Origin of the sequence: Neobacillus sp. YIM B06451, assembly GCF_032667185.1 — a bacterium.
In the GTDB taxonomy this organism is placed as follows: Bacteria; Bacillota; Bacilli; order Bacillales; family Cytobacillaceae; genus Bacillus_D.
In genome coordinates this window covers 475,563-499,219 of the sequence record NZ_JAVFKJ010000001.1, presented here as the reverse complement: position 1 = coordinate 499,219, position 23,657 = coordinate 475,563, and the positions used below count along the sequence as shown (strand labels likewise).

Here is a 23,657-nt window from a genome sequence, read left to right as displayed (position 1 = left end):
GGTTTGGCGGTATCCCCTTTTGTAATCACTTTTTGAAAAATAACCTACATAGAGCTTATTATTTCGATAATTGTGAAATTTTGCCTTGTCTTTTCATTATACTATTTTAAGGCTGGACTGTCACGGAATAGAGAGGTATTCCTTAACAAAGAATTTACAAAACGATTTTATGCAAAAGGCCGGGCAATTTTCTGCCCGGCCTTTTAAATAACATTATTATTTTATTTTTCAAGAAGGTCTTTTACTTTGGAAACAACATTTTCAACACTGAATCCATATTCTTTCATGACCAGTTCGCCCGGTGCCGACGCGCCAAATGTGTCGATTGCGAGCACTTCGCCTTCGTCACCTGTGTAGCGATGCCAGCCAAGGGATGAGCCCATTTCGATGCCAAGACGTTTCTTCACGGACTTCGGAATGACAGAGTCTTTGTATTCCTTCGATTGCTTTTCAAATCGATCCCATGATGGCATGCTCACGACGGATACCTCGATGCCTTCTTTCGCGAGTTCTTCCTGAGCTTTCACTGCAAGGCCAACTTCTGAGCCTGAAGCAAGGAGAAGCGCGTCAGGAGTTTCCTTGGAGGAAGGAGACACCACGTAAGCACCTTTCTTAACACCTTCATAGGCGTTTTTATCCGTACCTTTAAGGGTAGGCAGGTTTTGCCTAGTCAAGACAAGAGCAGTTGGTACATCTCTTGATTCTACAGCCAATTTCCATGCAGCCGAAGTTTCGTTTCCATCAGCCGGACGGATAACAGAAAGATTCGGCATTGCCCTTAATGCTGCGAGCTGCTCGACTGGTTCGTGGGTCGGTCCATCTTCCCCAACAGCAATGCTGTCATGAGTAAAGACATACGTAACCGGAAGTCCCATTAGAGCTGCCAGCCTGATTGCCGGGCGCAGGTAATCGGAGAATACAAAGAACGTACCAGCGAACACCTTCAAGCCACCGTGGAGAGCCATCCCGTTTAGCGCGGCACCCATCGCGAATTCCCTAACGCCGAACCAAATGTTGCGGCCTTCAAAGGAATTCGGAAGGAAATCTCCTCCATCCTTGATCAGGGTTTTGTTGGAACCAGCCAGGTCAGCGGAGCCGCCAAAGAATGATGGCAGGTTTTTGGCGATTGCATTGATCGCTTCACCGGATGAAGCCCTGCTCGCAAGGCTTTTGCCTTCGCTGTATACTGGAAGGTCCTTATCCCAGCCTTCTGGAAGTTCCCCTTTGAGCGCCTGTTCCAGCTGGTTACCCAGTTCAGGATGTTCTTTTTTGTATTGCTCGAACAAGCTATTCCATTCGGCTTCTTTTTCCGCGCCGTTTTCCTCGACAAGCTTGCGGAAGTTGGAATAAACTTCTTCAGGAACATGGAAATCTTCTTCGAACGTCCATTTGTAAGCTTCTTTTGTGAGCTTCAATTCATCCATTCCAAGCGGAGCGCCATGGACATCGGATTTACCGGAAAGATTCGGAGAACCGAACCCAATGACAGTTTTAACCTCAATCATAGTTGGGCGGTCCAAATCGCTTCTTGCTTCCTCAAGCGCCTTTGCAATCTCATCAAGGTCGTTTCCATCTTCGACTCTAATGTACTGCCAGCCGTAGGATAGGAAGCGATCTTTTACACTTTCAGAGAAAGACATGTGAAGGTCGCCATCGAGTGAGATGTCGTTGGAATCATAAAGAACCACAAGCCTTCCAAGCTTCAAGTGGCCCGCAAGCGAAGCAGCTTCTGCAGATACGCCTTCCATCAAGTCGCCGTCACCGCAAATGCTGTATGTAAAATGGTCTACGAGTTCGTAATTGTCTTTGTTGTAAGTAGCTGCCAAGTGGCGTTCTGCCATTGCCATTCCTACAGCCATTGCGATTCCTTGTCCCAGTGGGCCAGTTGTGGCCTCAACACCTTCAGTGTGGCCGTACTCAGGATGCCCAGGAGTTTTTGATCCCCATTGGCGGAATTGTTTAATGTCATCCATAGTCACATTGTAACCGGATAGGTGAAGCAGGCTGTACAATAGCATGGAGCCGTGTCCCGCGGATAGAACGAAACGGTCACGGTTAAGCCAGTTCGGATTTTTTGGATTATGGTTCATGAACCGGGTCCATAGTGTATAAGCCATAGGGGCTGCGCCCATTGGCATACCCGGGTGACCGGAATTTGCTTTCTCAATTGCATCAATTGATAAAGTCCTAATTGAGGTTACGGACAAAGCATCAATTTTGTCAAACATATATTACATCCTTTCGTCATCAAATTCCTACCTTCTTAATATTATAGCTCTCATGTGAATTATTCAACAAATCCCCTTTCATGAAGGCGCTGTCATTTTATTATTTTTGTTTTTCCAGAAAAAAAGCCAAAAAAACGCCAATATTATAGTTATTTTTGGCAAAAAAAACAGGCACCCCATTTTAGTGGAGATGCCTGTTGTTTTTTCTCGCTTTTATTTTCTCCGGAGTGACGTCGTTCCCTTCCGGATCAATGATGGTCGTGTTGGTCAATGTATCCAGCATGGAAGAACGGAAAACCTCGAGGTATTCCTTCCGTAACATGGTTTGCTCTTTGGCTTCTTCATCTGTCAATCCGACCGATTTCGATTTCCTGGCCAATTCGTTTATCCTGGCGATTTTTTCTTTTGAAAGCATGGCACTCCCTCTTTCGGTTAGACTACCATGCATCATACTAGAAAACGCCGCCCTTTACAAGGAAGAGGGCTTGTCAGATTCGATTGCTTCCCTATACCGCCGGTGCACCGTCGCCTTGGATACATCGTAACCGAACCCTCTAAGGGTCGCGGCGATTTCGGCAAAGGTGAGGCCATTGTCTTTTAGCCTGATAATTTCCTTAACTGGGACTTCGATTCGTTCACGGCCAGGGCTCTCATCCAGGTTTTTCAGGTTTTTCTGGGGCTTATAGCCTTTTTCAATCGCCCTTTTCATTCCGCGCTTTATTTTGATATTGTGCAACTTACGCTGATATTCCTCTACCATCGCAACAATATTAAGGATCATCGAATCAGATTCTGACAGCTGTAGTTCACCGTCATGCGCCACACTGTATAGCTTGATGCCATTTTTTGATAGTACATGAAGAATGGCTATTTTCGCATTTCCCCTGCCAAGCCTTGTTTCATCCTGAATAAGAACGGCATCAATTTCCCCATCCTTTATAAGGCTAAGCAGTTCGAGGAGCCCCTCCCTTTCAAGGGAATATCCGCTTGCCTGCTCCATGTAGACCGCTGCCTTTTCAAAACCGTGCCTTTCCGCAAGAGCAAGAAGTTCCTCCTCCTGCCTTGCAAGGGACGTTTCCTGGGCTTCCTTTTCTGTGCTGACTCGGCAATATATCGCTGCCCGGACGCCCTTGTTCCCCATATTTACTCATCCTTTCCAACACTTGCTAGCTGCTGCCCCTCGCTAATGGTGAGCTTTTTAATAGGGACAATGATTTTGTCCCCTGGATAAATCGTATCGCTCGCGAGTTCATTGTTTTTCTTTACCCAGTTTATAATATCAGACCGGTCCATCGAATGGCGTTCGGCAAGCTCCTCCGCAACCGCCCAAATGGAATCCCCTTCTTTTACTGTAATGGTCATGTATGTATCTTCAGTTGCAGGTTTGCTAAAGTACGATACCGCTCCCGCACATAGGCTGCTGAAAAAAATCAAAAGTACGACGTAAGAGTTATTTATTAAAAGTTTCTTCATTGGACGCACCCCTTAAGAATGTATGTTCGGTTTATTTGATTTGATTATAATCCGAACATCTGTTTGATGTCAATGAAAAAACTCGAACTTATGTTTGTATCTTTGTCCAACCCATGCTATAATTAGGTAACAATACCAGAAGAGGTGTTTCCATTTATGGCTAAAATATCGAAGAGGCAGCAGGAGATCCTTGATTATATTAAAAGCGAAGTAAAAAGAAAGGGTTATCCGCCGTCCGTCCGTGAAATCGGTGAAGCAGTGGGGCTTGCCTCAAGCTCGACCGTACACGGCCACCTGGAACGGCTGGAAATGAAGGGCCTCATTAGAAGGGACCCGACGAAACCAAGGGCAATTGAAATTCTTGAAGCGGATGAAGCATACATCCCGAAAGTCCGGGTCGTCAATGTTCCAGTCGTCGGGCGTGTTACTGCGGGTCAGCCTATCACCGCTGTTGAAAATGTCGAGGAGTATTTCCCACTTCCCGAAACAATGGTCCCTTCGGACGAGCAGGTTTTCATGCTTGAAATTATGGGGGAAAGTATGATTGAAGCTGGTATCCTTGATGGGGACTATGTCATTGTAAAGCAGCAGAAGACAGCAAATAATGGCGATATCGTTGTCGCAATGACAGAAGAGGACGAAGCTACGTGTAAAAGATTTTACAAAGAAAAAGACTATATCCGCCTCCAGCCGGAAAACCCCACCATGGAGCCTATCATCCTTAGGGAAGTATCCATTTTGGGAAAAGTTATCGGCGTATACCGGAGCATCCATTAAAAAACAGGCTATTGCGGATAGCCTGTTTTTCTTTGCTTCTATAGATTTATTGTTCCGTCTGGGCTTCTTCCCTTTGCTGTGCCCGCTCGTCATACCAAAGCTTCGCGTGGGTAAGGATTGAGAAAACCAGGAAGAAATTCATTGCCCAAACTCCGACAAATGGGCTTATGCCCCCAAACTCTATTGTTTTATACCCCTTTAAAATCATCACAAGATAGGATTCAATAAAAACTAATACGAACCCAGCCGCACCTGCAACCGCCATTCTGATCATGCTGATACCCCCTCAAAGTTCGGAAATTCAAAAGTTTGTCACTTTGTTTTTACAGCTTTGTGAACATAAACAACATACGAACATTTTTAACCTTGAATCTGTTATTTTAAAGATACAGAAAAACTTCAACAGCAATCGATTTCAAAAAAAGCCATCACAAGATTGCTTAGTCAAACATCGCAATGAACAGCAAGAACACAACGAGATTGAACAACCTAGACGCATTAGTGGGAAATAATCGCATCGTCATTGACAAGGGATCCAGCTAGATACATCTACGATTTGCATCAAGATACAAAATGGTCATCTTAGAAACTGCTATGATTCGCATCCAGAAACACAGCATCACAGCCTAGAAGCACCTAAGATTGGCACCAAGATACAAAACCTTACAGCTTAGAAACATCTACGATTTTCATCAAGATACAAAATGGTCATCTTAGAAACTGCTATGATTCGCATCCAGAAACACAGCATCACAGCCTAGAAGCACCTAAGATTGGCACCAAGATACAAAACCTTACAGCTTAGAAACATCTACGATTTTCATCTAGTTTTAGAATGGCCATCTTAGAAACAACTATGACCTGCATCCAGAAACACAAAATCACAGCCTAGAAGCACCTAAGATCGGCACCAAGATACAAAAACTTACAACTTAGAAACATCCACGATTTGCATCCAGATCCAAAATAGTCATCTTAGAAACAGCTATGATTCGCATCCAGAAACACAGCATCACAGCCTAGAAGCACCTAAGATCGGCACCAAGATACAAAAACTTACAACTTAGAAACATCCACGATTTGCATCCAGATCCAAAATAGTCATCTTAGAAACAGCTATGATTCGCATCCAGAAACACAGCATCACAGCCTAGAAGCACCTAAGATCGGCACCAAGATACAAAACCTTACAGCTTAGAAACATCAATGAAGGGCAACTAGAGACTCATTGATCAACAACGCACCCCAGAGGCACCAGGAAAAGGCATCTCTGAGACAGCACAGATAAGAACCACATCAGATCAGCTGGCATTTGCTTAACTGGCTGCCAGCTGAGCCCGATTACCCGCATTGAAAAATGCTGTATATATTCCAAAATGGCCGCTAACCCCCTTGGCGGCTATTTTTTGTGGTCTCTTTTTATTATATACCATCCCGGAATATAAAGTCATAAACAAAAGTCACAAAATTGTCATATTTTAATATTTTTTAAAATTACCGCTCAATTTCGTTTCGAACGTGAATCCCATGAAAAAAGCAGCCCACTTCAAGCGGGCTGCTGTTTCACATCCTATTAGTACATACTCATATACTGCTCGCGTTCCCAAGGATGTACCTGGGTGCGGAACATATCCCATTCGATTTCCTTCGCTTCAAGGAAGTGCTCAACGATATGCTCGCCAAGTGCGGACAGGATGACATCGTCTGTTTTCATCATATCAAGCGCTTGTGCAAGTGTAGCAGGAAGGTCGGCGATTCCTTCTTCGATGCGCTCTTCCTTTGTCATCACGTAAATGTTGCGGTCAACGGCTGCTGGTGGTGTCAGCTTGTTTTTGATACCGTCTAAGCCAGCCTTCAATAGGACAGCCATAGCCAAATATGGATTGGCTGCAGGGTCGACGCTGCGCACCTCAACGCGCGTGCTCATTCCACGTGAAGCAGGGATACGGATGAGCGGTGACCTGTTTTTCGCGGACCAGGCAACATAGCATGGCGCTTCATAGCCAGGTACCAGACGCTTATAAGAGTTGACAGTCGGGTTTGTGACTGCGGTGAAGTTTGTTGCGTGTTTCAGAATGCCGGCGATGAAATGGTACGCATTTTCGCTCAGGTCCAATTTGCTCCCTTTTTCATAAAACACGTTCTCATTTCCTTTGAAAAGGGACAGGTTGCAGTGCATACCGGAACCGCTCACGCCGAACAATGGCTTTGGCATGAATGTAGCATGCAGGCCATGCTTCCTGGCGATTGTTTTTACAACGAGCTTGAACGTTTGGATATTGTCGCACGCAGTGATGGCATCCGCGTATTTAAAATCGATTTCGTGTTGACCCGCCGCCGTTTCATGGTGGGAGGCTTCGATTTCAAAGCCCATTTCTTCAAGCTCAAGAACGATATCGCGTCGGCAGTTTTCACCAAGATCGGTCGGAGCGAGGTCAAAATAGCCGCCACTGTCATTCAGTTCAAGAGTGGGTTCGCCATTCTGGTCAAGCTTGAACAGGAAAAATTCCGGTTCCGGCCCGATGTTGAAGGTTGTGAAGCCAAGCTCTTCCATTTCTTTAAGAATTCGTTTCAAATTGTTTCGTGGGTCGCCGCCGAATGGCGTTCCATCCGCGTTATGGATGTCGCAAATGAGTCGTGCAACTTTCCCTTTCTCGGCTGTCCATGGGAAAATGACCCATGTATCAGGATCAGGGAAAAGATACATATCGGATTCCTCAATTCGGACGAAGCCTTCAATCGAGGATCCATCGAACATCATTTTATTGTCAAGCGCCTTTCCAAGCTGGGAAATTGGGATTTCCACGTTTTTGATTGTCCCGAGAATGTCCGTGAACTGCAGACGGACAAACTTTACGTTCTCCTCTTTTGCCATTTTTTCGATGTCTTCACGTGTGTACCTTGCCAAGTTGTTTCCTCCTTTATAATAGCAACGGATTAATTGAAAAATCGGGACATATCGCCTTGCCTTAAGGTCGAACGGTTGAACCGTCCGGCATGGAGCAATTCATTGCGAAGCAATTTCCTTAATTCAACTTCCGTCAATTCCTTTTTCGGCTTCTTTTCCTTTTCGGATTCGTGCTGCCTTTTCTCCTGGTTGACGAGGAACAACTCCCTAATTCCAGCCATATTGACGCCCCTGTCAATCAGATCCTTAATTTCAAGGAGCCTGTCAATATCGTTCAAACTGAACATTCGCCTATTCCCTTCAGTCCGCGCGGGAGAAATCAATTGGTGCTCTTCATAATAGCGGATTTGCCTAGCGGTCAAATCGGTCAGCTGCATCACAATTCCAATTGGAAACAGCGGCATGGAGCGGCGGATCTTGCTTCCCCCCATGATTTCTCCTCCTTATCGTGACTTACAAACTGAATTATATTCCAATGTAAAAAAACCTGTCAATACTATGTTAGGTTTCCTCACATGAAATTTTAAATACATTTTTCCCAGAGGCAGAAAACTCAGGAAACCATTGGTGGGGGTACGGCTTTTTCTTTTTCCTTTTTTGGGCTGAACATCCTAAAAGCCGAAGTAAGGTTGCCGAAAAAAAGAAAAATAGGCTAATATTGCCGAAGCCTTCACCAAGGCGCGGACATTCCTCATGCTCGCCAGGGCGGCTGCGCCTATCCGATTGTTTCAGCCACTACAGGGAAGCCTTTTTTGCCCAACGGCATTTTCAGTCCCTTTAGGCTTATTCCCTATTTTCTCGTTTTTAATAGTCCAAAGGGAAAAAAGATCATAAAAATAAATGCAGCCGCGGACAACCGTACCCATTTTGACAGCTGCCTTTATAAAAAATACAAAGAAGGCACCTGTTCGAAAAGTGCCTTCTTCTTTATACCAATCCTTCTTCAATCAGCCGGTCGAGCGCCAGGCAGATGGCGATTTTCACATGGGAATATGTAAGCCCTCCCTGCACATATGCGGCATAAGGCGGCCGTAAAGGCCCATCGGCGGTAAGCTCAATGCTTGCTCCCTGGATAAAGGTGCCCGCAGCCATGATGACGTCGTCTTCATATCCTGGCATGTAGGCGGGATATGGAGTAACGTATGAGTTGACCGGCGACGCAAACTGGATTGCCTGGCAGAAGGATACCATCTTTTGGCGGTCATTGAATTCAACCGCCTGGATAAGGTCTGTTCTTGGTGCATCCCATTTAGGAAACGACTTCATCCCGAACCGCTCAAGCATTGCCGCTGTAAAAACGGCCCCTTTCAGCGCCTGGCCCACAACATGGGGTGCCAGGAAAAATCCCTGGTACATTTCATGGAGGCTGTAAAGGGACGCGCCGGCTTCGGCTCCAATTCCGGGTGATGTCATCCGGTAGGAGCATGCGTCTACGTACTCCTGCTTTCCAACGATATAACCGCCCGTTTTGGCGATGCCGCCACCGGGGTTTTTAATTAAGGAACCAGCCATCAGATCCGCACCCGCATGGCACGGCTCCTCCAATTCCACGAATTCGCCATAACAGTTATCGACAAAAACGACAACGTCCGGCTTGATTTCTTTTACAAACCGGACCATTTCACCGATTTCCGCAACTGTAAAGGACGGCCTCGTTGCATAACCTTTGGAACGCTGGATGCCAATCATTTTCGTGTTCGGTTTGATAGCGGCAGAGACAGCGTTCCAATCGATGCCGCCTTCTTCCGTAAGCGCCACGCTATTATACGATATCCCGAATTCCTTAAGCGACCCATTTCCGGCCCCGCGGATTCCGACGATTTCCTCAAGCGTGTCGTACGGCTTCCCTGTTATGTAGAGTAGCTCGTCGCCCGGCCTTAATATTCCGAACAGGGCGATGGAAATGGCATGGGTGCCTGAAATGATTTGCGGGCGGACAAGCCCTGCTTCCGCTCCGAAAACATCTGCATAGATGCTGGCGAGCACGTCCCTACCCGTATCATCATAGCCATAGCCTGTGCTTGGGGTGAAGTGTGAGTCGCTCACCCTGTGCTTTTGAAAGCTTTGCAGTACCCTGAATTGATTTGCCTCAATAATTTCATCCATTGCCCTGTGTATAGGGGCAATTTGTTCCTCCACCTCCCGCGCAGCCTGGCTTAGGCGTTCTCCGTGCTTCAATTGCTTATACATGGTGCTTCTCCAATCTATTCCGTAAATTTTTGCAGCTGGACCTTTTCTACGAAGAGTCTTCGTCTTTTCCAGCTTATATTGTGAATTTTTGTAGCTGCCCAGCAACCTGATGGTCCCTTAACGTATAGCCTGTGCAGCGATAAACTTGGTCATTTTCCTGGAAAGAAAGCTCCCTTAGGATCGTTTCGTTTTTCAGCATGGACAAAAGCTTTCCTTCATTCGCCGGAACGATGACATTGTATGGCTCCATCATTGAGATGGCCATTTCTTCAATTTTCCTTTTAAGAGCGTCGCGGTCGTCTTTGTCAAAAGCAGAAATGAACGCTGTTGGCGTATCAGCTGTCGGAACGAAATCGGGATGCTGGATGTCCCGTTTGTTGTAGACCGTTAACTGCGGGATATCATTTACTTCAAGCTCCTCAAGCAGCCTGTTCACCGTCTTTTCATGGTGAAAATAATCCGGGTTCGACATGTCGACTACGTGAAGTATTAAATCCGCTTCCCTTACTTCCTCGAGCGTGGACCTGAAAGCCGCGATGAGCGAGGTCGGCAAGTCTTGGATGAATCCCACCGTATCGGTGATCAGGCAAATAAATCCGCTTGGTAAAATTATTTTCCGGGTCATCGGGTCGAGTGTGGCGAAGAGCTGATTTTCCTCATAAGAGTCCGCTTCTGAAAGCCTGTTGAACAACGTCGATTTCCCGGCATTCGTATAGCCGGCAATCGCGATTTGAAACGCTTTGTTCTTTTTCCGGCGTTCCCGGTACCTGTCCCTATGTTGGACGATGACGGCAAGCTGCTGCTTGATTTCATCAATCCTTCTCCGGATATGCCTCCGGTCCGATTCAAGCTTCGTTTCACCGGGACCCCTTGTGCCGATTCCGCCCCCAAGCCGGGAAAGCTCCGTCCCCTGACCGGCAAGCCTAGGCAGTATGTATTGAAGCTGGGCGAGTTCGACCTGCAGCTTCCCTTCCTTTGATCGGGCCCTTTGCGCGAAAATATCAAGGATTAATTGGGTTCTGTCTATGATTCTGGCATCAAGCTCCGATCCAAGGTTCCGTTTTTGGCTCGGAGACAATTCGTCATTAAAAATTACAATATCGGCCTCAAGCTGCCCGACAAGCGCCTTCAGCTCTTCTACCTTTCCTTTTCCAATATAAGTCGCGGGGTGAATCCGCTCACGCTTTTGGACAACAGAAATAAGTACTTCGCCTTTCGCTGTTTCTGTCAAAGAAACAAGTTCTTCCATTGAATACTGAAAGCGAAGGTCATCGTCTTCGGTCGTCTGGCAGCCGACTAGGATAGCTTTTTCTTTTTCCATCTTTACTTCCATGCGCCACACTTCCTTCACCATAATCTTGTTCCCATCATAACAAAACTTTAGCCATTTCTCTATGTTGGCTTAGTTTTTTGGGATGAATAAATAAGGATGCGGCAGATTCTGGTTTCAGTTGGAGAAAATGGGGGTGTGAGTGACTTCCTTTTTGAAATTTGGCCCAACAATGTCACTCATCCAGGATTGAGTGACATCCTTTTCGGATTTTGGCCGGACAAAGTCACTCATTTGCGTTTGAGTGACTTTCTTTTTGAATTATGGCCAAACAATGTCACTCATTTGCGTTTGAGTGACTTCCCTTTTGGATTTTAGCCAAACAATGTCACTCAACCGGGATTAAGTGACTTCCTTTTTGAATTTTAGCCAAACAATGTCACTCATTTCGGTTTGAGTGACTTCCTTTTTGAATTTTAGCCAAACAATGTCACTCATTTGCGTTTGAGTGACTTCCTTTTTGGATTTTAGCCAAACAATGTCACTCATTTGCGTTTGAGTGACTTCCTTTTTGAATTTTAGCCTAACAATGTCACTCATTTGTGTTTGAGTGACTTCCTTTTTGGATTCTAGCCTAACAATGTCACTCATTTGCGTTTGAGTGACTTCCTTTTTGGATTCTAGCCCAACAATGTCACTCATTTGTGTTTGAGTGACTTCCTTTACAGATTTTCACCCGACAATGTCACTTAACCGACTTTGATGGACATTCTCTCCGGATCTTATCAAAAGCCGGTCACTAATCATGCTATTGACTGGCCCCTTTCACAACTTTATCGATAGGTCTCCTTAACACAAAGAAAAAAGAGGCCGCGGCCTCTTTATTCTTTCACGTATTGCATTAATGTTTCTGGATCAAAGCCCAGTACCCAGTGGCCATTGACTTTTGTTTGCGGTACGCCCATCTGCCCTGTTTCGTTCACTAGTTTTTCCGCAGCGGTGCGGTCGTTCTGAACATTTACTTCACTATAGTCCAATCCTTGAGCCTCAAGGAAGTTTTTCATCATTGTGCAGTACGGTCAAGTGTTCGTTGTGTAAACAATAATTTCGTTCATTTCAATTGCCTCCTTATTAATTTCTACCTGTTTAGGTATTATTGCCCCAATCCTCTTTTCGTGCAATGAATCTGCTTGGCCTCGTTCTTTGCAAAAGAGGATACAATATTGTCATTCCCTGTTTGCACGGATTTAACCATGAAGCTTTTTTAACCCTTTGTGTTGTTTTCCAAATCCTTCATAAGGGAAGAAATTTCACAAAAAAAAAGACCCCGATTAGGGGCGTGTTAGCCATCTTCAAAAACGAGGTCGTTACTTCTGATTGTCATGAGGTCATGCCGGTCGTAGCTGTTTTGAATAAGTAGCCTCATTGCCTGGGCGCGGATTGATTTTTCAATGATGTTCCGGATGTATCTGCCATTCGAGAAGCTGTTTGGCGACAGGATTGATTTGATCCAAATGAGATGCTCCCGTAGTTTCTTTTCGGCCTCATGGCTAAGCGAATATTCCCTTTCCCTGACCATCCTGTCCGCAATGTCCATTAGTTGATCAATTTTATAATCGGGAAAATCAATCACAAGAGGAAACCGTGAATGGAGGCCAGGGTTAAGCGATAAGAAATAATCCATTTCCCTTGAATAGCCAGCGAGAATAAGGATGAATTCATGCTGCTTGTCTTCCATATGCTTGACGAGCGTGTCGATTGCTTCCTTGCCGAAATCCTTTTCCCCGCCCCTTCCGAGCGAGTAGGCTTCATCAATGAACAGGATGCCTCCCATTGCCTTTTTTACGAGATCGCGTGTTTTCTGTGCAGTGTGGCCGATGTACTCCCCGACCAAGTCCGCCCGTTCCGCCTCGATTAAATGCCCTTTTGAGAGGACATTCATTTTTAAAAAAAGCTTGCCAATCAGCCTGGCGACCGTCGTCTTCCCGGTTCCGGGATTCCCCTTAAACATCATATGCAATGCCTGTTTCTTCGCCTTCAGGCCAGCCTCTTCCCTTTTTTTATTTATATATATCCAGGCATAAATTTCTTTGATCGTTTTTTTCATTTCTTCCATTCCGACAAGAGAGCCGAGTTCTTCCTCGATTTCCTTCAATGCCGCGTGCTCTATTTTCTGTACCGCCTTGGGCAGAGAGGGTTCGTGCTCACGCAGAAGTGCCGGATTTCGTTTCTGGGTATTCAGGACAATGCTGATTTGGCCATTGTCTTTCATGCGCATCGGCTGGTCCAAAGCTTTCACCTCTCAGAATCCTTCTCTTTTGCGCGGGGTCCGGTTCCCGACCGGATAATTTATCCTTCATACTATCCTATTCGCCCATGGGGAAAACATTTCTTTTTTGCCAAAAACACCTTTTCGGAGGGGACATGGTTAATATATCCGCCATCCCCTCCCAAAAATGAAAAAAGGCCCGGTTTATTAAAACCGGACCTGTTTCATGTTAGTTTATTATTGCCCCTGGCCTTCAAGGTCGAGCTGGACATTGCGGGCTGGCGCGAACGTTGAGATGGCGTGCTTGTAGACAAGCTGTTGTTTTCCTTCAGATTCGAACAATACGGTGAAGTTATCAAATCCTTTGATTTGTCCCCTTAGCTGGAAACCGTTCAAAAGGAATACGGTAACGTTCGTGTTATCCTTGCGAAGCTGGTTCAAAAATTGGTCCTGGATATTGATGGCTGTTTTCATATAAAATCCTCCTCTATAGTCTCTACATTTTATGTATTCGATTTAAAGTTCAAGCTTTCCTTCCACATACTTGAATATTTCAGGAATTATTTTTGGGAAGGCATCTGTATCTGACATATCATACCATTCCACGTCCATCTTGTTTCGAAACCAGGTAAGCTGGCGTTTTGCATACCTTCTTGTATTTTGTTTCAGGGTATCGACTGATTCCTCCAAAGTGGAAGTTCCGTCGAAGTAGCTATAAAACTCCTTATACCCGATTGCCTGGATGGATTGGCAATCACGAAGGCCCATATCGTAAAATTTCTTTACCTCTTCGATGAGCCCTTCTTTTACCATATTGTCAACGCGACGATTAATCCTCTCGTACAGCATTTCCCGTTCCATCGTCAATCCGATGATAGCGGCGTTGTAGAGGAGTTCCGGCTTGGTCGATTTCTGGTTTTCGGAAAGGGGCATACCGGTTGATTTCACGATTTCGAGTGCCCTAATGACCCTTCTCACATTGTTCGGATGCAGCTGTTCCGCCGCTTCTGGATCCAGCTCCGCCAATTCCCGATGCACTGCCTCGTTTCCCTCTTCTTCGGCTTTCTTTTCCAGACTGGCACGAAATGCCTCGTCTGCCGGCGCTTCGGAAAATTGGTAGTCATAAAGCACGGACTGGATGTAAAGGCCTGTGCCGCCGACAATGATCGGGAGTTTTCCCTTGGATGTGATTTCGTCGATTTTTTCCCTGACAAGGCTCTTGAATTCGGCAACCGAAAAACTTTCTTCCGGGTTTTTAATATCAATGAGATGATGGGGAATGCCTTCCATTTCCTCTTCGGTTACTTTTGCCGTCCCAATATCCATGCCGCGGTAAATTTGCATTGAATCCCCGCTGATCACCTCGCCATTGAAGTGTTTCGCCATTTCAACTCCAAGCCTCGTTTTTCCCACTGCGGTCGGACCGACAATGACGACTAATTTTTGCAAGCTTTCCAAATTGCCTCACACTGCCCTCTCATACTGGATGATGCCCTTATTATACACAATGAAAGCGCAGGAACCAAACCGTAGCAAATCCCGTTCAAGTATCGACGTTCTTTTTCAATCTTATTCTAACTGAATTGGTTGCCTTGCATAAATTTACATGTTTCTTTACAGTTCGATAACAAATCCCTTACATCCTGCCGTCTACCCCCATAGCAATGGTAATCTAATAGAAGTCTATCTTGTGAGGGAGTTTTCACATGCTCCCATTAACTATGCAATTTTCAGGGCTATTCGTCCTGCCTTCCGAAATTTATGAATGGGGGATTTAGGAAACATGTTTACATCTGCTGAAATCGGGATTGATTTAGGTACCGCAAATATACTTGTTTACAGCAAACATAAAGGAATTGCCGTCAACGAACCTTCCGTTGTGGCCATTGATACGGAAACGAAAAACGTCCTTGCTGTCGGGAAGGAAGCGAAGGAAATGATCGGCAAGACGCCTGGTAAAATTGTCGCTATCAGGCCTCTCAAGGACGGAGTCATCGCCGATTACGACATGACCACGGAAATGCTCACCCATATAATGAAACTAGCCTCGAAAAAAATCGGACTGTCGATGAGGAAGCCGAATGTGGTCGTCTGCACGCCGTCCGGTTCGACCAGTGTTGAACGACGCGCCATCCACGATGCTGTTAGGAATGCTGGCGCCAAGAAAATCCAATTGATTGAAGAGCCTGTCGCCGCTGCAATTGGTGCCGGGATGCCGGTTGACGAGCCTGTCGCCAATGTGGTCGTCGATATCGGCGGCGGAACGACTGAAGTCGCCATCATTTCGTTTGGCGGCGTGGTTGCCTGCCATTCTATCCGCATTGCCGGCGACCGCCTAGACGACGACATCATCAAGCATGTCCGCAGTGAATACAACGTCCTGATTGGTGAACGAACAGCAGAAGCTATTAAAATGGAAATTGGCTATGCGCTTGTCGACCATCAAGAGCTTCATATGGAAATCCGCGGCCGCGACCTCGTAACGGGCCTGCCGAAAACAATTACTCTGTCATCCTATGAAATTAGGGATGCCATTAAGGAATCGCTCCTCCACATACTTGAAGCAATCCGAGCGACGCTTGAGGATTGCCCAGCTGAGCTCAGCGGCGACATCGTTGACCGCGGCGTTATTTTAACAGGAGGCGGCGCGATGATGAAAGGGATGGAAGAATGGCTTTCAACCGAAATATTCGTTCCTGTCCATGTCGCAGAAAACCCGCTTGAATCCGTCGCAATTGGGACAGGCAAAGCGCTCCAGTACATCGGAAAGCTGCAGACTGTCGCGAAATAATCTCTTTAAACGATAGATAACAAAAAGCACGCCTTTGATTTGGCGTGCTTTTTGTTTATGTATTCTTTCATTAAAAGATAAATTTTTCACAACCTAACAGCTTAAAAAATAAAAATAAAACAATATATTGTGCCAATCAACAACAATAAGATTGGTACAATACAAGCCTTTGAACTTTTGATATACTTCCATTCGATAAAAGAATCGAATCCATAAATGATTGCCAACAAGATTAGTAAAAACCTTTTAACGGCCATTTCATCCGATGTATCTACCACAAAAAGGAGAAGCAATAAACTTGTTATGACGAGTACAATTCTGCCCACAATGTGAACATACTTTCCATCCGTTTCTGAAATAAACCGCTCACCTGTTCCAACGATCAATCTCCTTAGGAAGTATTCAGATGCTGGAAGCAGCAATCCTAAAATTAGTAAGGGCAACATACATAATAACTCCCCTTCTTTTAAAAACTGTCTGTTTTTCATCAAGCTTTATTTCATCTTAACACAGGTCGTTCAATTTGGATTTAAATTCCATGCTAGCATGTAATTTCAGCAAAAATATCTTTAAAATAAAAAATGAGTGCCAAATGCGATACAATTTGGCACTCATCATTGGTTGCGGGAGAACGAAACTCTTTTTCTTTTTAAAAAATCCAGCTCTTTTAAGACTGTTTCCCTTGAAAAAATCTTGCTTTGGCAAGCCCGTTTCCAGAAAAACATCAAACTTTGTCCAGCCCGTTTTCCTTTATAATCTCTATGAAATGAGCAAGGATGCGGGCGGTTAGGCCCCAGATGATCCTGCCTTCATAATGGTAAAAATATTCCTCCATATGCCGGCCCCGCCAGTTATAGTTTTTACCCCCGGGAACCCAGTCGAACGGAAAATTCTCCTCAGGTTCCGGCTTAAAATGGATATGGTAAACTTCAGGCTTTGCCGACATGAAAAAACTGAGTGGAACCGTAAATACCTCGCCCACCTCGGCTTCATTCGGTTTGATTGCGTCCGCATCCCGAATGAAACCGGCAAACGGGTAGATAATCATGCCAAATGGGGAGATCAAGTAATCAAGCGGCTGAATTCCCGAAATGGAATCCCGCTTAATTCCAAGCTCTTCGACGGTTTCCCTGATGGCGGCTTCCTTTTCATCCGAATCCTCCGGGTCGACCCGCCCGCCAGGAAAACAAATTTCGCCAGGCTGTCTGCGGAGATTCATCGAGCGGACCTCGAACATGACCGAAACTCCATTTTCCGTCTCGATAAGAGGCAGAAGGACGGCGTATTTTGAATAATTTTCGCTCCCCAATATTTTCGGCGTATGCTTCTTTAATTTTTCTATTATCAAATCAGGAGTCACTTTTCATCATCCCCATTATTTATACCCTTTGTAGCTTCAGGTTGTACCTGTACACCTCTTCATCCGAAGACAGCTTGAATCCAAGCCCCGGATTGAAATCGAGTGTGATTCGTTTGTACAGATGCTTTTGGCTTTCTTTCGAAACAAGGACCGGAATGCCCTCTACCTCAAAAAGATCGTCATCTTCATTCTTTTTATCGATTTTCAGGGAGTACTCCGCATAGATGGAACAGCTTCCGATAAAAACTGCCTCTATCCGGATTCCTTCCCCGTCCTGAAGACTGGCATTTTTCAATTCTTCAAGTGCTGCGGGTTTTATGATAATCTCCATTATTACCATCCTTTTTAAAAATTGCTCTTCGCTTGGTTTATTTATTTTTCGTAAAAAATTCAAAAGGTGCCGCATGGCAGCACCCTGTTGTCCGTCTGGTGTATTTAGCTTACACTTTGGAAAGCGGTCCGATTCACTCGGTTATTCGGCCACCGATTCAAGCGTGACCTCGATGTTTCCGCGGGTTGCCTTCGAATACGGACAGAAATGATGGGCTTTTTCGACAAGGTCCTCAAGCTTTTCCTGCTCAATTCCTTTTCCTTTTACTTGGAGAGTGACAGAGAGCTTGAAGCCATCATCCTGTTCGTCTTTCAATAAGCTTACATTCGCGGTTACCTCGGAGTCAAACTTTATGCGCTCCTTCTTTGCCATCAGCTGCAGCGCTCCGTCAAAGCAGGCTGAGTAACCCGATGCGAAAAACTCCTCGGGATTTACCGCGTCAGGAAGTTGTTTCGCCCTGTCGGTACCTGGCATTGCCAAATCCATGTCGATTTTTCCATCGGAAGAACGGACATGGCCTTCCCTTCCTCCAGATGCTGTAGCAGTTGAAGTAAGAATTTTTTCACTCATGATTCCATCCCCTTTAACAGTTAGTCTCTTTCCCTTTTCCACTGCCCGGGCAACCATAAACCCGTCCGTGGCGGAATGCAGTTGACAAGCTTTGCATAATGCATAAGTGTTATAAATTTGTCACTATCATCTATCCACCACGCCCCCGGACATTGTAGAATGAAGGGACAGGTTGCTTTCGAAAGCGGAAACTTTAAGCAAACCATAGAAGGACGCACAAGGGGAGAAATTAGTTGCAGCTTAATTCCATTACAATCGATACGAACAAGACCATCATTACTTTGAGCAATACTGGTGAAACAATTGATAATACCCGTTTTGAACCGGGCAAGGAATATGTCGTTACCATACAACTGACAAAAGTTAAATAAACATAAATAAAAAACATCCCCTGCTACGAAAACGACAGGGGATGTTTTTATTTTATGCAAATGCTCCTTCCAAGAAGGTTTCAGCAAAGTAAGTCCATTACATAACCCGCTTGAACATCTTCTCCATTTCATACGAAGTAAAATGGACGATAATCGGGCGGCCGTGCGGACATGTGAAGGGGTCCGAAGCGCGGCGAAGATCATCAAGAAGCGCCTGGATTTCGTCATTCCGCAAATGGCGGTTTGCTTTGATGGAGCCTTTGCAGCTCATCATGATGGCCGCTTCCTCGCGAAGTTTTTTAATATCAACCTTCTTCATGGAGAGCAATTGTTCAATCATTTCCTCAATGACTTCCTTTTCCTCGCCCTGAGGAAGCCATTGCGGGTGGGACCGGACGATGAAACTATTCGGACCGAACTCCTCAAGGAAGACGCCGACCTTTTCAAGTTCTTCCTTGTATTCATTGATTTTCACACATTCGTCGGTGGAATACTCAAAGGTCAGCGGGACAAGCATATCCTGCAGCTCGCTTTCCACCTGCCCGACCTTTTCGCGGAAAAATTCGTATTTCAGCCGTTCTTGGGCCGCATGCTGGTCGATAATGTATAGGCCGTTCTCATTCTGCGCCAGAATATACGTGCCGTGCATCTGGCCGATCGGATACATACGGGGCACACGTTCAGGAGCCGCCTCGGTAAATTGGGGCATATCGCCAGAACCGAGTCTGGGTTCTCCTTCCATAGTCATCGGCTGCGGGCTCTCATCTTCGGCTTTCGGCAGGAACATTTCCTTCACCTGATCCGGCAAACTCGACCAGGACGTTTCCTGCCCCGCAGTCCTCCGGGATGGGTACGAAGTGGAAGATTGTGCCTGTGATGTTGGCCTTCCAATGCCCGTGCCGGATTGGTACACAGCTCCGCCCTGAAAATTAGAAGGTACTTGTCCCACTGCCCTGGTTGGTAATCCAGTTCCTGAAGGCGCATGGCCGCCAAAACTGTGAAACGTAGAGGTTGGGGGTTGTTGCGGGCCATTATCAAGTTCCAAGAAGGTTTGTTCGGATTTTGGTTTTTCAGTTCGTTCGGGTTTGAACCCGGACGGGATGAGCTGCTTTTGTTTAAAGGCGGCCGAAATCGACGACTCGACGAGTTCAAACAATTCGGCTTCCTTGCTAATCCGTACTTCCATTTTCGAAGGATGGACGTTCACATCGACGAGTATCGGGTCCATTTCAACGTTCAGTAGCACGATCGGATAACGGCCAATCGGGAGGAGTGTGTGGTACCCCTCCATGACCGCCTTCGCGAGCCCGTAGTTCCGGATGAACCGGCCGTTGATCATCGTCGAAATGTAATTTCGCGACGCCCTCGTCACCTCAGGTAGGGACGCATAGCCACTAATCTTGTAATCGAGTGATTTTCCTTCAATCGGCACGAGCATTTTCGCGATTCCCATTCCGTAAATCGCAGCAAGCACCTGGCGGACATCGCCATTTCCGTTCGTATGGAGAAGTTTTTTCCCATTATGGACGAGCCGGAACGAAACTTCGGGATGGGACAACGCAAGCCTGTTGACTAAGTCCGTGATGTTTCCAAGTTCCGTATGGATTGTCTTTACATATTTCAGGCGGGCCGGCGTGTTGAAAAACAGATCCGTGACCGTAATATCCGTTCCCCGCCTGCTCGGCGCCTTTTCAAACGCGGTTTCGCGCCCTCCTTCGATCACAATCCTCGTCCCGGCTGAATCCCCTGTCGATGTTTTCATTTCAAGCCTAGAAACAGAAGCGATACTCGGAAGCGCCTCACCGCGGAAACCAAGCGTCCGAATCCGGAACAAATCCGCTTCATCCTTGATCTTACTAGTCGCATGGCGATGAAAGGCCTTTGCCACATCGTCCTCGGAGATGCCCTCCCCGTTATCGGTAATCCGGATTTTCGCAAGGCCGGCTTCTTCAACTTCTATTTCAATGATGGTGCTTCCCGCGTCAAGGGCATTTTCGGCCAGCTCCTTGACAACGGATGCCGGGCGTTCGACAACCTCACCCGCCGCTATTTTATTCGATAACGCGTCATCAAGCTGAATGATTTTGCCCACGGACACACCTCCTGTTTATTACTGCCGTGACAGACAAGCCGAACTGTGAAAAAGGTTCTTCGCTTTCCGCCTGCCACCCCTCCAACTAATTTCTTATCTTCCTTTGCAGCTCATAAAGGACGTTCATCGCCTGAAGTGGCGTTAAATTCAAAATATCCAAATCGCGGATTTTTTCAACTATCTTCTTTTCCTTAGCCCCAAGCTCAGCCTTTTTCGGCTGGGTCGGCTCGTCAAAAAACGAAAGCTGTGCCTGCTGTGAACCTTGTGGCGCGGCCCCCGCCGCAGTTTCCGTCCCGTCCGGCAGCACAGGAATTGGCTTTTCAGGCTTCACCATTTGCTCCTGTTCAAGCGAAGTTAAGATTTCATTCGCCCTTGAAATGAGTTCCTTCGGTAGGCCGGCGAGCTCGGCGACATGGATGCCATAGCTTTTATCAGCCGGGCCTTCCTTAATTTTATGAAGGAAAACAACCCTGCCATGGTGCTCGATCGCGCTGACATGTACGTTATGCAGCCTTTCAAGCTCTTCTTCAAGCACAGTGAGTTCATGATAATGCGTTGAAAAGAGCGTTTTTGCGCCAATCCGGTTATGGACATGCTCAATGATCGCCTGTGCGAGCGCCATCCCGTCATATGTGGACGTTCCGCGGCCGATTTCATCGAACAAAATCAGGCTGTCCTGGGTGGCGTTCGCAATCGCGTTTTTCGCCTCAAGCATCTCGACCATGAATGTGCTCTGCCCGGAAACAAGGTCGTCCGCCGCGCCAATTCGCGTGAACACCTGGTCAAAAATCGGCAGGACCGCTTTTGTGGCCGGGACATAACAGCCAATCTGCGCGAGGATCGCCGTCAATGCGACCTGGCGCATGTACGTACTTTTACCAGACATATTCGGCCCGGTAATCAGGAGGATTTCCCGTTCGCCGGACATCCTGCAGTCGTTCGGCACGTATTCCTGTGAATCTAGCACCTTCTCGACAACCGGATGCCTGCCCTCTTCAATCAGAATTTCCCGGCTATCCGAGAACTCAGGCTTGACGTACTTCCTCGCCTCGCTAACTTCGGCAAAACTTTGCAGTACATCAATTTCGCTGACCGTTTTTGCCAAAGCCTGGAGCCTTGGGATATGCTCCTTCACCTGGTCACGGATTTCACAGAAGAGCTCGTACTCAAGCTCGCCGCATTTCTCCTCCGCCTCAAGGATGAGCGCTTCCTTTTCTTTTAACGCCGGGGTGATGAACCGTTCTGCATTCGTGAGCGTCTGTTTCCGCTCATACTGGCCTTCCTCAAGAAGATGCAGGTTTGCCCTTGTCACCTCGATGTAATAGCCGAACACGCGGTTGTAGCCGACCTTGAGCGATTTGATGCCCGTCTTTTCCCGCTCGTCGCGCTCAAGCTGGGCAATCCATGTCTTACCGTTCCTGCTCGCATCACGGTACTGGTCTAGCTGCGCGTTAAACCCGTCCTTGATGATATTCCCTTCCTTAATTGATAGAGGCGGATTTTCGACAATAGATTGCTCAAGCAGGTCGACCACCTCCTCACAGTGGTCAAGGCTCTCGGCGAGTTCACCGGCCTCCTCCCCTGGGATCCGGTTCAGAATTTCATGTAAATGAGGAATTTGCTGAAGTGAACGCAACAGCTGTTTCAAGTCGCGGGCATTCACATTCCCGAACGCGACCCTTCCTGCAAGCCTTTCAAGGTCATACACTTCCTTCAGGCGCTCCTGCAATTCCTTCCGTTCAAAATAGGCGCTGATGAATTGGCCCGTCAGTGCAAGCCGCCGTTCAATCTCCACACTGTCAATCCGCGGCCTGTCGACCCATTGCTTCAGCATCCGGCCTCCCATCGCTGTCTTCGTCTCATCCAGAAGCCAGAGCAACGAGCCCTTTTTCCCTTTCGTGCGAATCGTTTCCGTCAGTTCAAGATTGTGTTTCGAATAATAATCAATTTTCATGAACTGGTGGACTTGGTACGTCGTCACAGGCTGCAGGTGGTCGAGGCTCCGCTTCTGGGTGCGCTCTAAATAGTTGAACAGCCTCGCCACAGTAACCCGGAACTTTTCCTGGTTCAAATCCTTCGTTAATTCTTGAAAAGAATCCGCCACATCCGTCTGTTCTTCGTACGAAATCGCCAGGACATTCCGCTCCCGCATTTTCCTTTGAAGCCCTTCATCGAGTTTTGCGGAAAGAACCACCTCTTTCGCCCCGAGAACAGAAACTTCGTTTAGGACCTCTTCTTCCTTTGCGGGCAGAAGCGTGACCTTATTTTCACCCGTAGACAAATCCGTGTAGGCAAATCCGTACGTACCATCCTCGAATCGCGTGACCGTCGCAAGGTAGTTGTTTTCTTTGTCCTGCAGGCTCCGGCCTTCCATGACCGTCCCAGGGGTAATCAGTTGGATCACCTCCCGGCGGACGACACCCTTCGCCTGCTTGGGATCCTCGGTTTGCTCGGCGATTGCCACTTTATGCCCCTTTTCAATCAACCGCTCTATGTACCCTTGCGCGGAATGATAAGGCACGCCGCACATAGGAATCCGCTCTTCCGTCCCGCCTTCCCTGCTTGTCAACGTAATTTCAAGCTCCTGGGAAGCCTTCAGTGCATCCTCGAAAAACATTTCGTAAAAATCACCAAGCCGGAAAAATAAAAAGGCATCCTGGTACTCTGCCTTGATTTTTAAATATTGCTGTATCATTGGCGTGTAAGCTGCCATCGTATCCTCCAAAATTCGCATTCTAGTATGGGGCTATCCCCATTCGTGTTCCTTCGACAGTTAATTATAACATATTTTGCTCTGCCGACAGGAAACGGAACCGTAATTTTAGACGTGATGGTACGCAAAAAAAAGCCGCAGCTGTACCTCGCGGATCCTCCTTAAAGCCCAGTCTTTTAAACCTTGGGAAAATTCCTATATGAAATGGAAAATTGTTTAAAATTCCAGCAAACCGGGAAACAAGTGGTTAAAGCGATACTTCCTTCTTAGACGTTTCATCCCGAGCCATTAGGCCTGTTTTTTAAAAAAGCGGG

24 protein-coding genes are annotated in these 23,657 nt (G+C 46.6%); 4 read left to right on the top strand and 20 right to left on the bottom strand.

All coding sequences use genetic code 11. From position 1 onward, the window contains the following. Positions 1–221: 221 nt before the first annotated feature. The 4 genes from tkt to yneA all read right to left on the bottom strand — a co-directional run bounded on the left by tkt (position 222) and on the right by yneA (position 3,701). Positions 222–2,228, bottom strand: coding sequence for a transketolase (gene tkt / locus RB160_RS02325; protein ID WP_316568587.1), 2,007 nt, complete (start codon positions 2,226–2,228; stop codon positions 222–224). 181 nt (positions 2,229–2,409) lie between these two features. Continuing rightward, a complete protein-coding gene (locus RB160_RS02320; protein WP_316568586.1) occupies positions 2,410–2,643 on the bottom strand; it encodes a DUF896 domain-containing protein in 234 nt (77 codons plus the stop codon). A 54-nt stretch (positions 2,644–2,697) separates the two neighbouring features. Continuing rightward, positions 2,698–3,369 (bottom strand): YneB family resolvase-like protein, encoded by a 672-nt coding sequence (locus RB160_RS02315; RefSeq protein ID WP_316568585.1) that lies wholly within the window; start codon positions 3,367–3,369, stop codon positions 2,698–2,700. Between the two features lie 2 nt (positions 3,370–3,371). Continuing rightward, on the bottom strand, positions 3,372–3,701 hold the full coding sequence (gene yneA, locus RB160_RS02310) for a cell division suppressor protein YneA (protein ID WP_316568584.1): 330 nt from the start codon (positions 3,699–3,701) through the stop codon (positions 3,372–3,374). A 156-nt stretch (positions 3,702–3,857) separates the two neighbouring features. Between yneA and lexA the strand changes: the two genes are divergently transcribed. Continuing rightward, positions 3,858–4,478, top strand: a complete 621-nt coding sequence (lexA, locus tag RB160_RS02305; RefSeq protein ID WP_316568583.1) for a transcriptional repressor LexA — start codon at positions 3,858–3,860, stop codon at positions 4,476–4,478. 46 nt (positions 4,479–4,524) lie between these two features. On the opposite strand, the gene RB160_RS02300 is transcribed toward lexA, so the two are convergent. From RB160_RS02300 to hflX, 5 genes are all read right to left on the bottom strand, one after another. Further along, on the bottom strand, positions 4,525–4,752 hold the full coding sequence (locus RB160_RS02300) for a hypothetical protein (protein ID WP_316568582.1): 228 nt from the start codon (positions 4,750–4,752) through the stop codon (positions 4,525–4,527). Between the two features lie 1,299 nt (positions 4,753–6,051). Next, entirely contained in the window at positions 6,052–7,386 is a 1,335-nt protein-coding gene (glnA, locus tag RB160_RS02295) for a type I glutamate--ammonia ligase (RefSeq protein ID WP_316568581.1), read from the bottom strand. Between the two features lie 29 nt (positions 7,387–7,415). Continuing rightward, the gene (locus tag RB160_RS02290) at positions 7,416–7,817 is read right to left on the bottom strand and encodes a MerR family transcriptional regulator (RefSeq protein ID WP_316568580.1); all 402 of its coding nucleotides are present in this window, start codon (positions 7,815–7,817) and stop codon (positions 7,416–7,418) included. A gap of 496 nt (positions 7,818–8,313) precedes the next feature. After that, positions 8,314–9,576 (bottom strand): methionine gamma-lyase family protein, encoded by a 1,263-nt coding sequence (locus RB160_RS02285; protein WP_316568579.1) that lies wholly within the window; start codon positions 9,574–9,576, stop codon positions 8,314–8,316. 73 nt (positions 9,577–9,649) lie between these two features. Continuing rightward, complete coding sequence (gene hflX, locus RB160_RS02280) at positions 9,650–10,909, bottom strand: GTPase HflX (RefSeq protein WP_316568578.1); 1,260 nt, start codon at positions 10,907–10,909, stop codon at positions 9,650–9,652. A gap of 96 nt (positions 10,910–11,005) precedes the next feature. Between hflX and RB160_RS02275 the strand changes: the two genes are divergently transcribed. Beyond that, positions 11,006–11,224, top strand: a complete 219-nt coding sequence (locus tag RB160_RS02275) for a hypothetical protein (RefSeq protein ID WP_316568577.1) — start codon at positions 11,006–11,008, stop codon at positions 11,222–11,224. Positions 11,225–11,248: 24 nt separating this feature from the next. On the opposite strand, the gene RB160_RS02270 is transcribed toward RB160_RS02275, so the two are convergent. From RB160_RS02270 to miaA, 5 genes are all read right to left on the bottom strand, one after another. Next, positions 11,249–11,548, bottom strand: coding sequence for a hypothetical protein (locus tag RB160_RS02270; RefSeq protein ID WP_316568576.1), 300 nt, complete (start codon positions 11,546–11,548; stop codon positions 11,249–11,251). Positions 11,549–11,727: 179 nt separating this feature from the next. After that, complete coding sequence (locus RB160_RS02265; RefSeq protein WP_316568575.1) at positions 11,728–11,961, bottom strand: glutaredoxin family protein; 234 nt, start codon at positions 11,959–11,961, stop codon at positions 11,728–11,730. A gap of 227 nt (positions 11,962–12,188) precedes the next feature. After that, positions 12,189–13,136, bottom strand: coding sequence for a stage V sporulation protein K (gene spoVK, locus RB160_RS02260; protein WP_316569047.1), 948 nt, complete (start codon positions 13,134–13,136; stop codon positions 12,189–12,191). Positions 13,137–13,352: 216 nt separating this feature from the next. Further along, complete coding sequence (gene hfq, locus RB160_RS02255) at positions 13,353–13,589, bottom strand: RNA chaperone Hfq (RefSeq protein ID WP_053366255.1); 237 nt, start codon at positions 13,587–13,589, stop codon at positions 13,353–13,355. 42 nt (positions 13,590–13,631) lie between these two features. Further along, positions 13,632–14,564, bottom strand: coding sequence for a tRNA (adenosine(37)-N6)-dimethylallyltransferase MiaA (miaA, locus tag RB160_RS02250; RefSeq protein WP_396954660.1), 933 nt, complete (start codon positions 14,562–14,564; stop codon positions 13,632–13,634). A gap of 334 nt (positions 14,565–14,898) precedes the next feature. On the opposite strand from miaA, the gene mreBH reads away from it, so the two are divergent. Beyond that, the gene (gene mreBH / locus RB160_RS02245) at positions 14,899–15,906 is read left to right on the top strand and encodes a rod-share determining protein MreBH (protein ID WP_316568573.1); all 1,008 of its coding nucleotides are present in this window, start codon (positions 14,899–14,901) and stop codon (positions 15,904–15,906) included. 101 nt (positions 15,907–16,007) lie between these two features. Here the strand turns inward: mreBH and RB160_RS02240 are convergent, their stop codons facing one another. From RB160_RS02240 to RB160_RS02225, 4 genes are all read right to left on the bottom strand, one after another. After that, on the bottom strand, positions 16,008–16,352 hold the full coding sequence (locus tag RB160_RS02240) for a DUF4181 domain-containing protein (protein WP_316568572.1): 345 nt from the start codon (positions 16,350–16,352) through the stop codon (positions 16,008–16,010). Positions 16,353–16,630: 278 nt separating this feature from the next. Then, positions 16,631–17,266, bottom strand: coding sequence for an NUDIX hydrolase (locus RB160_RS02235; protein WP_316568571.1), 636 nt, complete (start codon positions 17,264–17,266; stop codon positions 16,631–16,633). A gap of 19 nt (positions 17,267–17,285) precedes the next feature. Beyond that, the gene (locus RB160_RS02230; protein ID WP_316568570.1) at positions 17,286–17,597 is read right to left on the bottom strand and encodes an iron-sulfur cluster biosynthesis family protein; all 312 of its coding nucleotides are present in this window, start codon (positions 17,595–17,597) and stop codon (positions 17,286–17,288) included. A gap of 141 nt (positions 17,598–17,738) precedes the next feature. Beyond that, positions 17,739–18,167, bottom strand: coding sequence for an organic hydroperoxide resistance protein (locus RB160_RS02225; RefSeq protein ID WP_316568569.1), 429 nt, complete (start codon positions 18,165–18,167; stop codon positions 17,739–17,741). A 233-nt stretch (positions 18,168–18,400) separates the two neighbouring features. On the opposite strand from RB160_RS02225, the gene RB160_RS02220 reads away from it, so the two are divergent. Then, a complete protein-coding gene (locus RB160_RS02220) occupies positions 18,401–18,538 on the top strand; it encodes a hypothetical protein (RefSeq protein WP_316568568.1) in 138 nt (45 codons plus the stop codon). A 97-nt stretch (positions 18,539–18,635) separates the two neighbouring features. On the opposite strand, the gene mutL is transcribed toward RB160_RS02220, so the two are convergent. Further along, entirely contained in the window at positions 18,636–20,630 is a 1,995-nt protein-coding gene (gene mutL, locus RB160_RS02215) for a DNA mismatch repair endonuclease MutL (protein ID WP_316568567.1), read from the bottom strand. An 85-nt stretch (positions 20,631–20,715) separates the two neighbouring features. Continuing rightward, positions 20,716–23,343, bottom strand: a complete 2,628-nt coding sequence (gene mutS, locus RB160_RS02210) for a DNA mismatch repair protein MutS (RefSeq protein WP_316568566.1) — start codon at positions 23,341–23,343, stop codon at positions 20,716–20,718. Between the last annotated feature and the right edge of the window lie 314 nt (positions 23,344–23,657).

Excerpts from the sequence above, each read along its gene's own strand:
- RB160_RS02300 (WP_316568582.1), bottom strand. The coding sequence starts at position 4,752 with ATGATCAGAATGGCGGTTGCAGGTGCGGCTGGGTTCGTATTAGTTTTT.
- mutS (WP_316568566.1), bottom strand. The coding sequence starts at position 23,343 with ATGGCAGCTTACACGCCAATGATACAGCAATATTTAAAAATCAAGGCA.
- hflX (WP_316568578.1), bottom strand. The coding sequence starts at position 10,909 with ATGGAAGTAAAGATGGAAAAAGAAAAAGCTATCCTAGTCGGCTGCCAG.
- RB160_RS02225 (WP_316568569.1), bottom strand. The coding sequence starts at position 18,167 with ATGAGTGAAAAAATTCTTACTTCAACTGCTACAGCATCTGGAGGAAGG.
- RB160_RS02275 (WP_316568577.1), top strand. The coding sequence starts at position 11,006 with ATGCGGCAGATTCTGGTTTCAGTTGGAGAAAATGGGGGTGTGAGTGAC.
- RB160_RS02285 (WP_316568579.1), bottom strand. The coding sequence starts at position 9,576 with ATGTATAAGCAATTGAAGCACGGAGAACGCCTAAGCCAGGCTGCGCGG.
- RB160_RS02290 (WP_316568580.1), bottom strand. The coding sequence starts at position 7,817 with ATGGGGGGAAGCAAGATCCGCCGCTCCATGCCGCTGTTTCCAATTGGA.
- lexA (WP_316568583.1), top strand. The coding sequence starts at position 3,858 with ATGGCTAAAATATCGAAGAGGCAGCAGGAGATCCTTGATTATATTAAA.
- RB160_RS02320 (WP_316568586.1), bottom strand. The coding sequence starts at position 2,643 with ATGCTTTCAAAAGAAAAAATCGCCAGGATAAACGAATTGGCCAGGAAA.
- RB160_RS02240 (WP_316568572.1), bottom strand. The coding sequence starts at position 16,352 with ATGTTGCCCTTACTAATTTTAGGATTGCTGCTTCCAGCATCTGAATAC.
- yneA (WP_316568584.1), bottom strand. The coding sequence starts at position 3,701 with ATGAAGAAACTTTTAATAAATAACTCTTACGTCGTACTTTTGATTTTT.
- RB160_RS02315 (WP_316568585.1), bottom strand. The coding sequence starts at position 3,369 with ATGGGGAACAAGGGCGTCCGGGCAGCGATATATTGCCGAGTCAGCACA.
- RB160_RS02230 (WP_316568570.1), bottom strand. The coding sequence starts at position 17,597 with ATGGAGATTATCATAAAACCCGCAGCACTTGAAGAATTGAAAAATGCC.
- tkt (WP_316568587.1), bottom strand. The coding sequence starts at position 2,228 with ATGTTTGACAAAATTGATGCTTTGTCCGTAACCTCAATTAGGACTTTA.
- mreBH (WP_316568573.1), top strand. The coding sequence starts at position 14,899 with ATGTTTACATCTGCTGAAATCGGGATTGATTTAGGTACCGCAAATATA.
- RB160_RS02270 (WP_316568576.1), bottom strand. The coding sequence starts at position 11,548 with ATGAGTGACATTGTTGGGCTAGAATCCAAAAAGGAAGTCACTCAAACG.
- hfq (WP_053366255.1), bottom strand. The coding sequence starts at position 13,589 with ATGAAAACAGCCATCAATATCCAGGACCAATTTTTGAACCAGCTTCGC.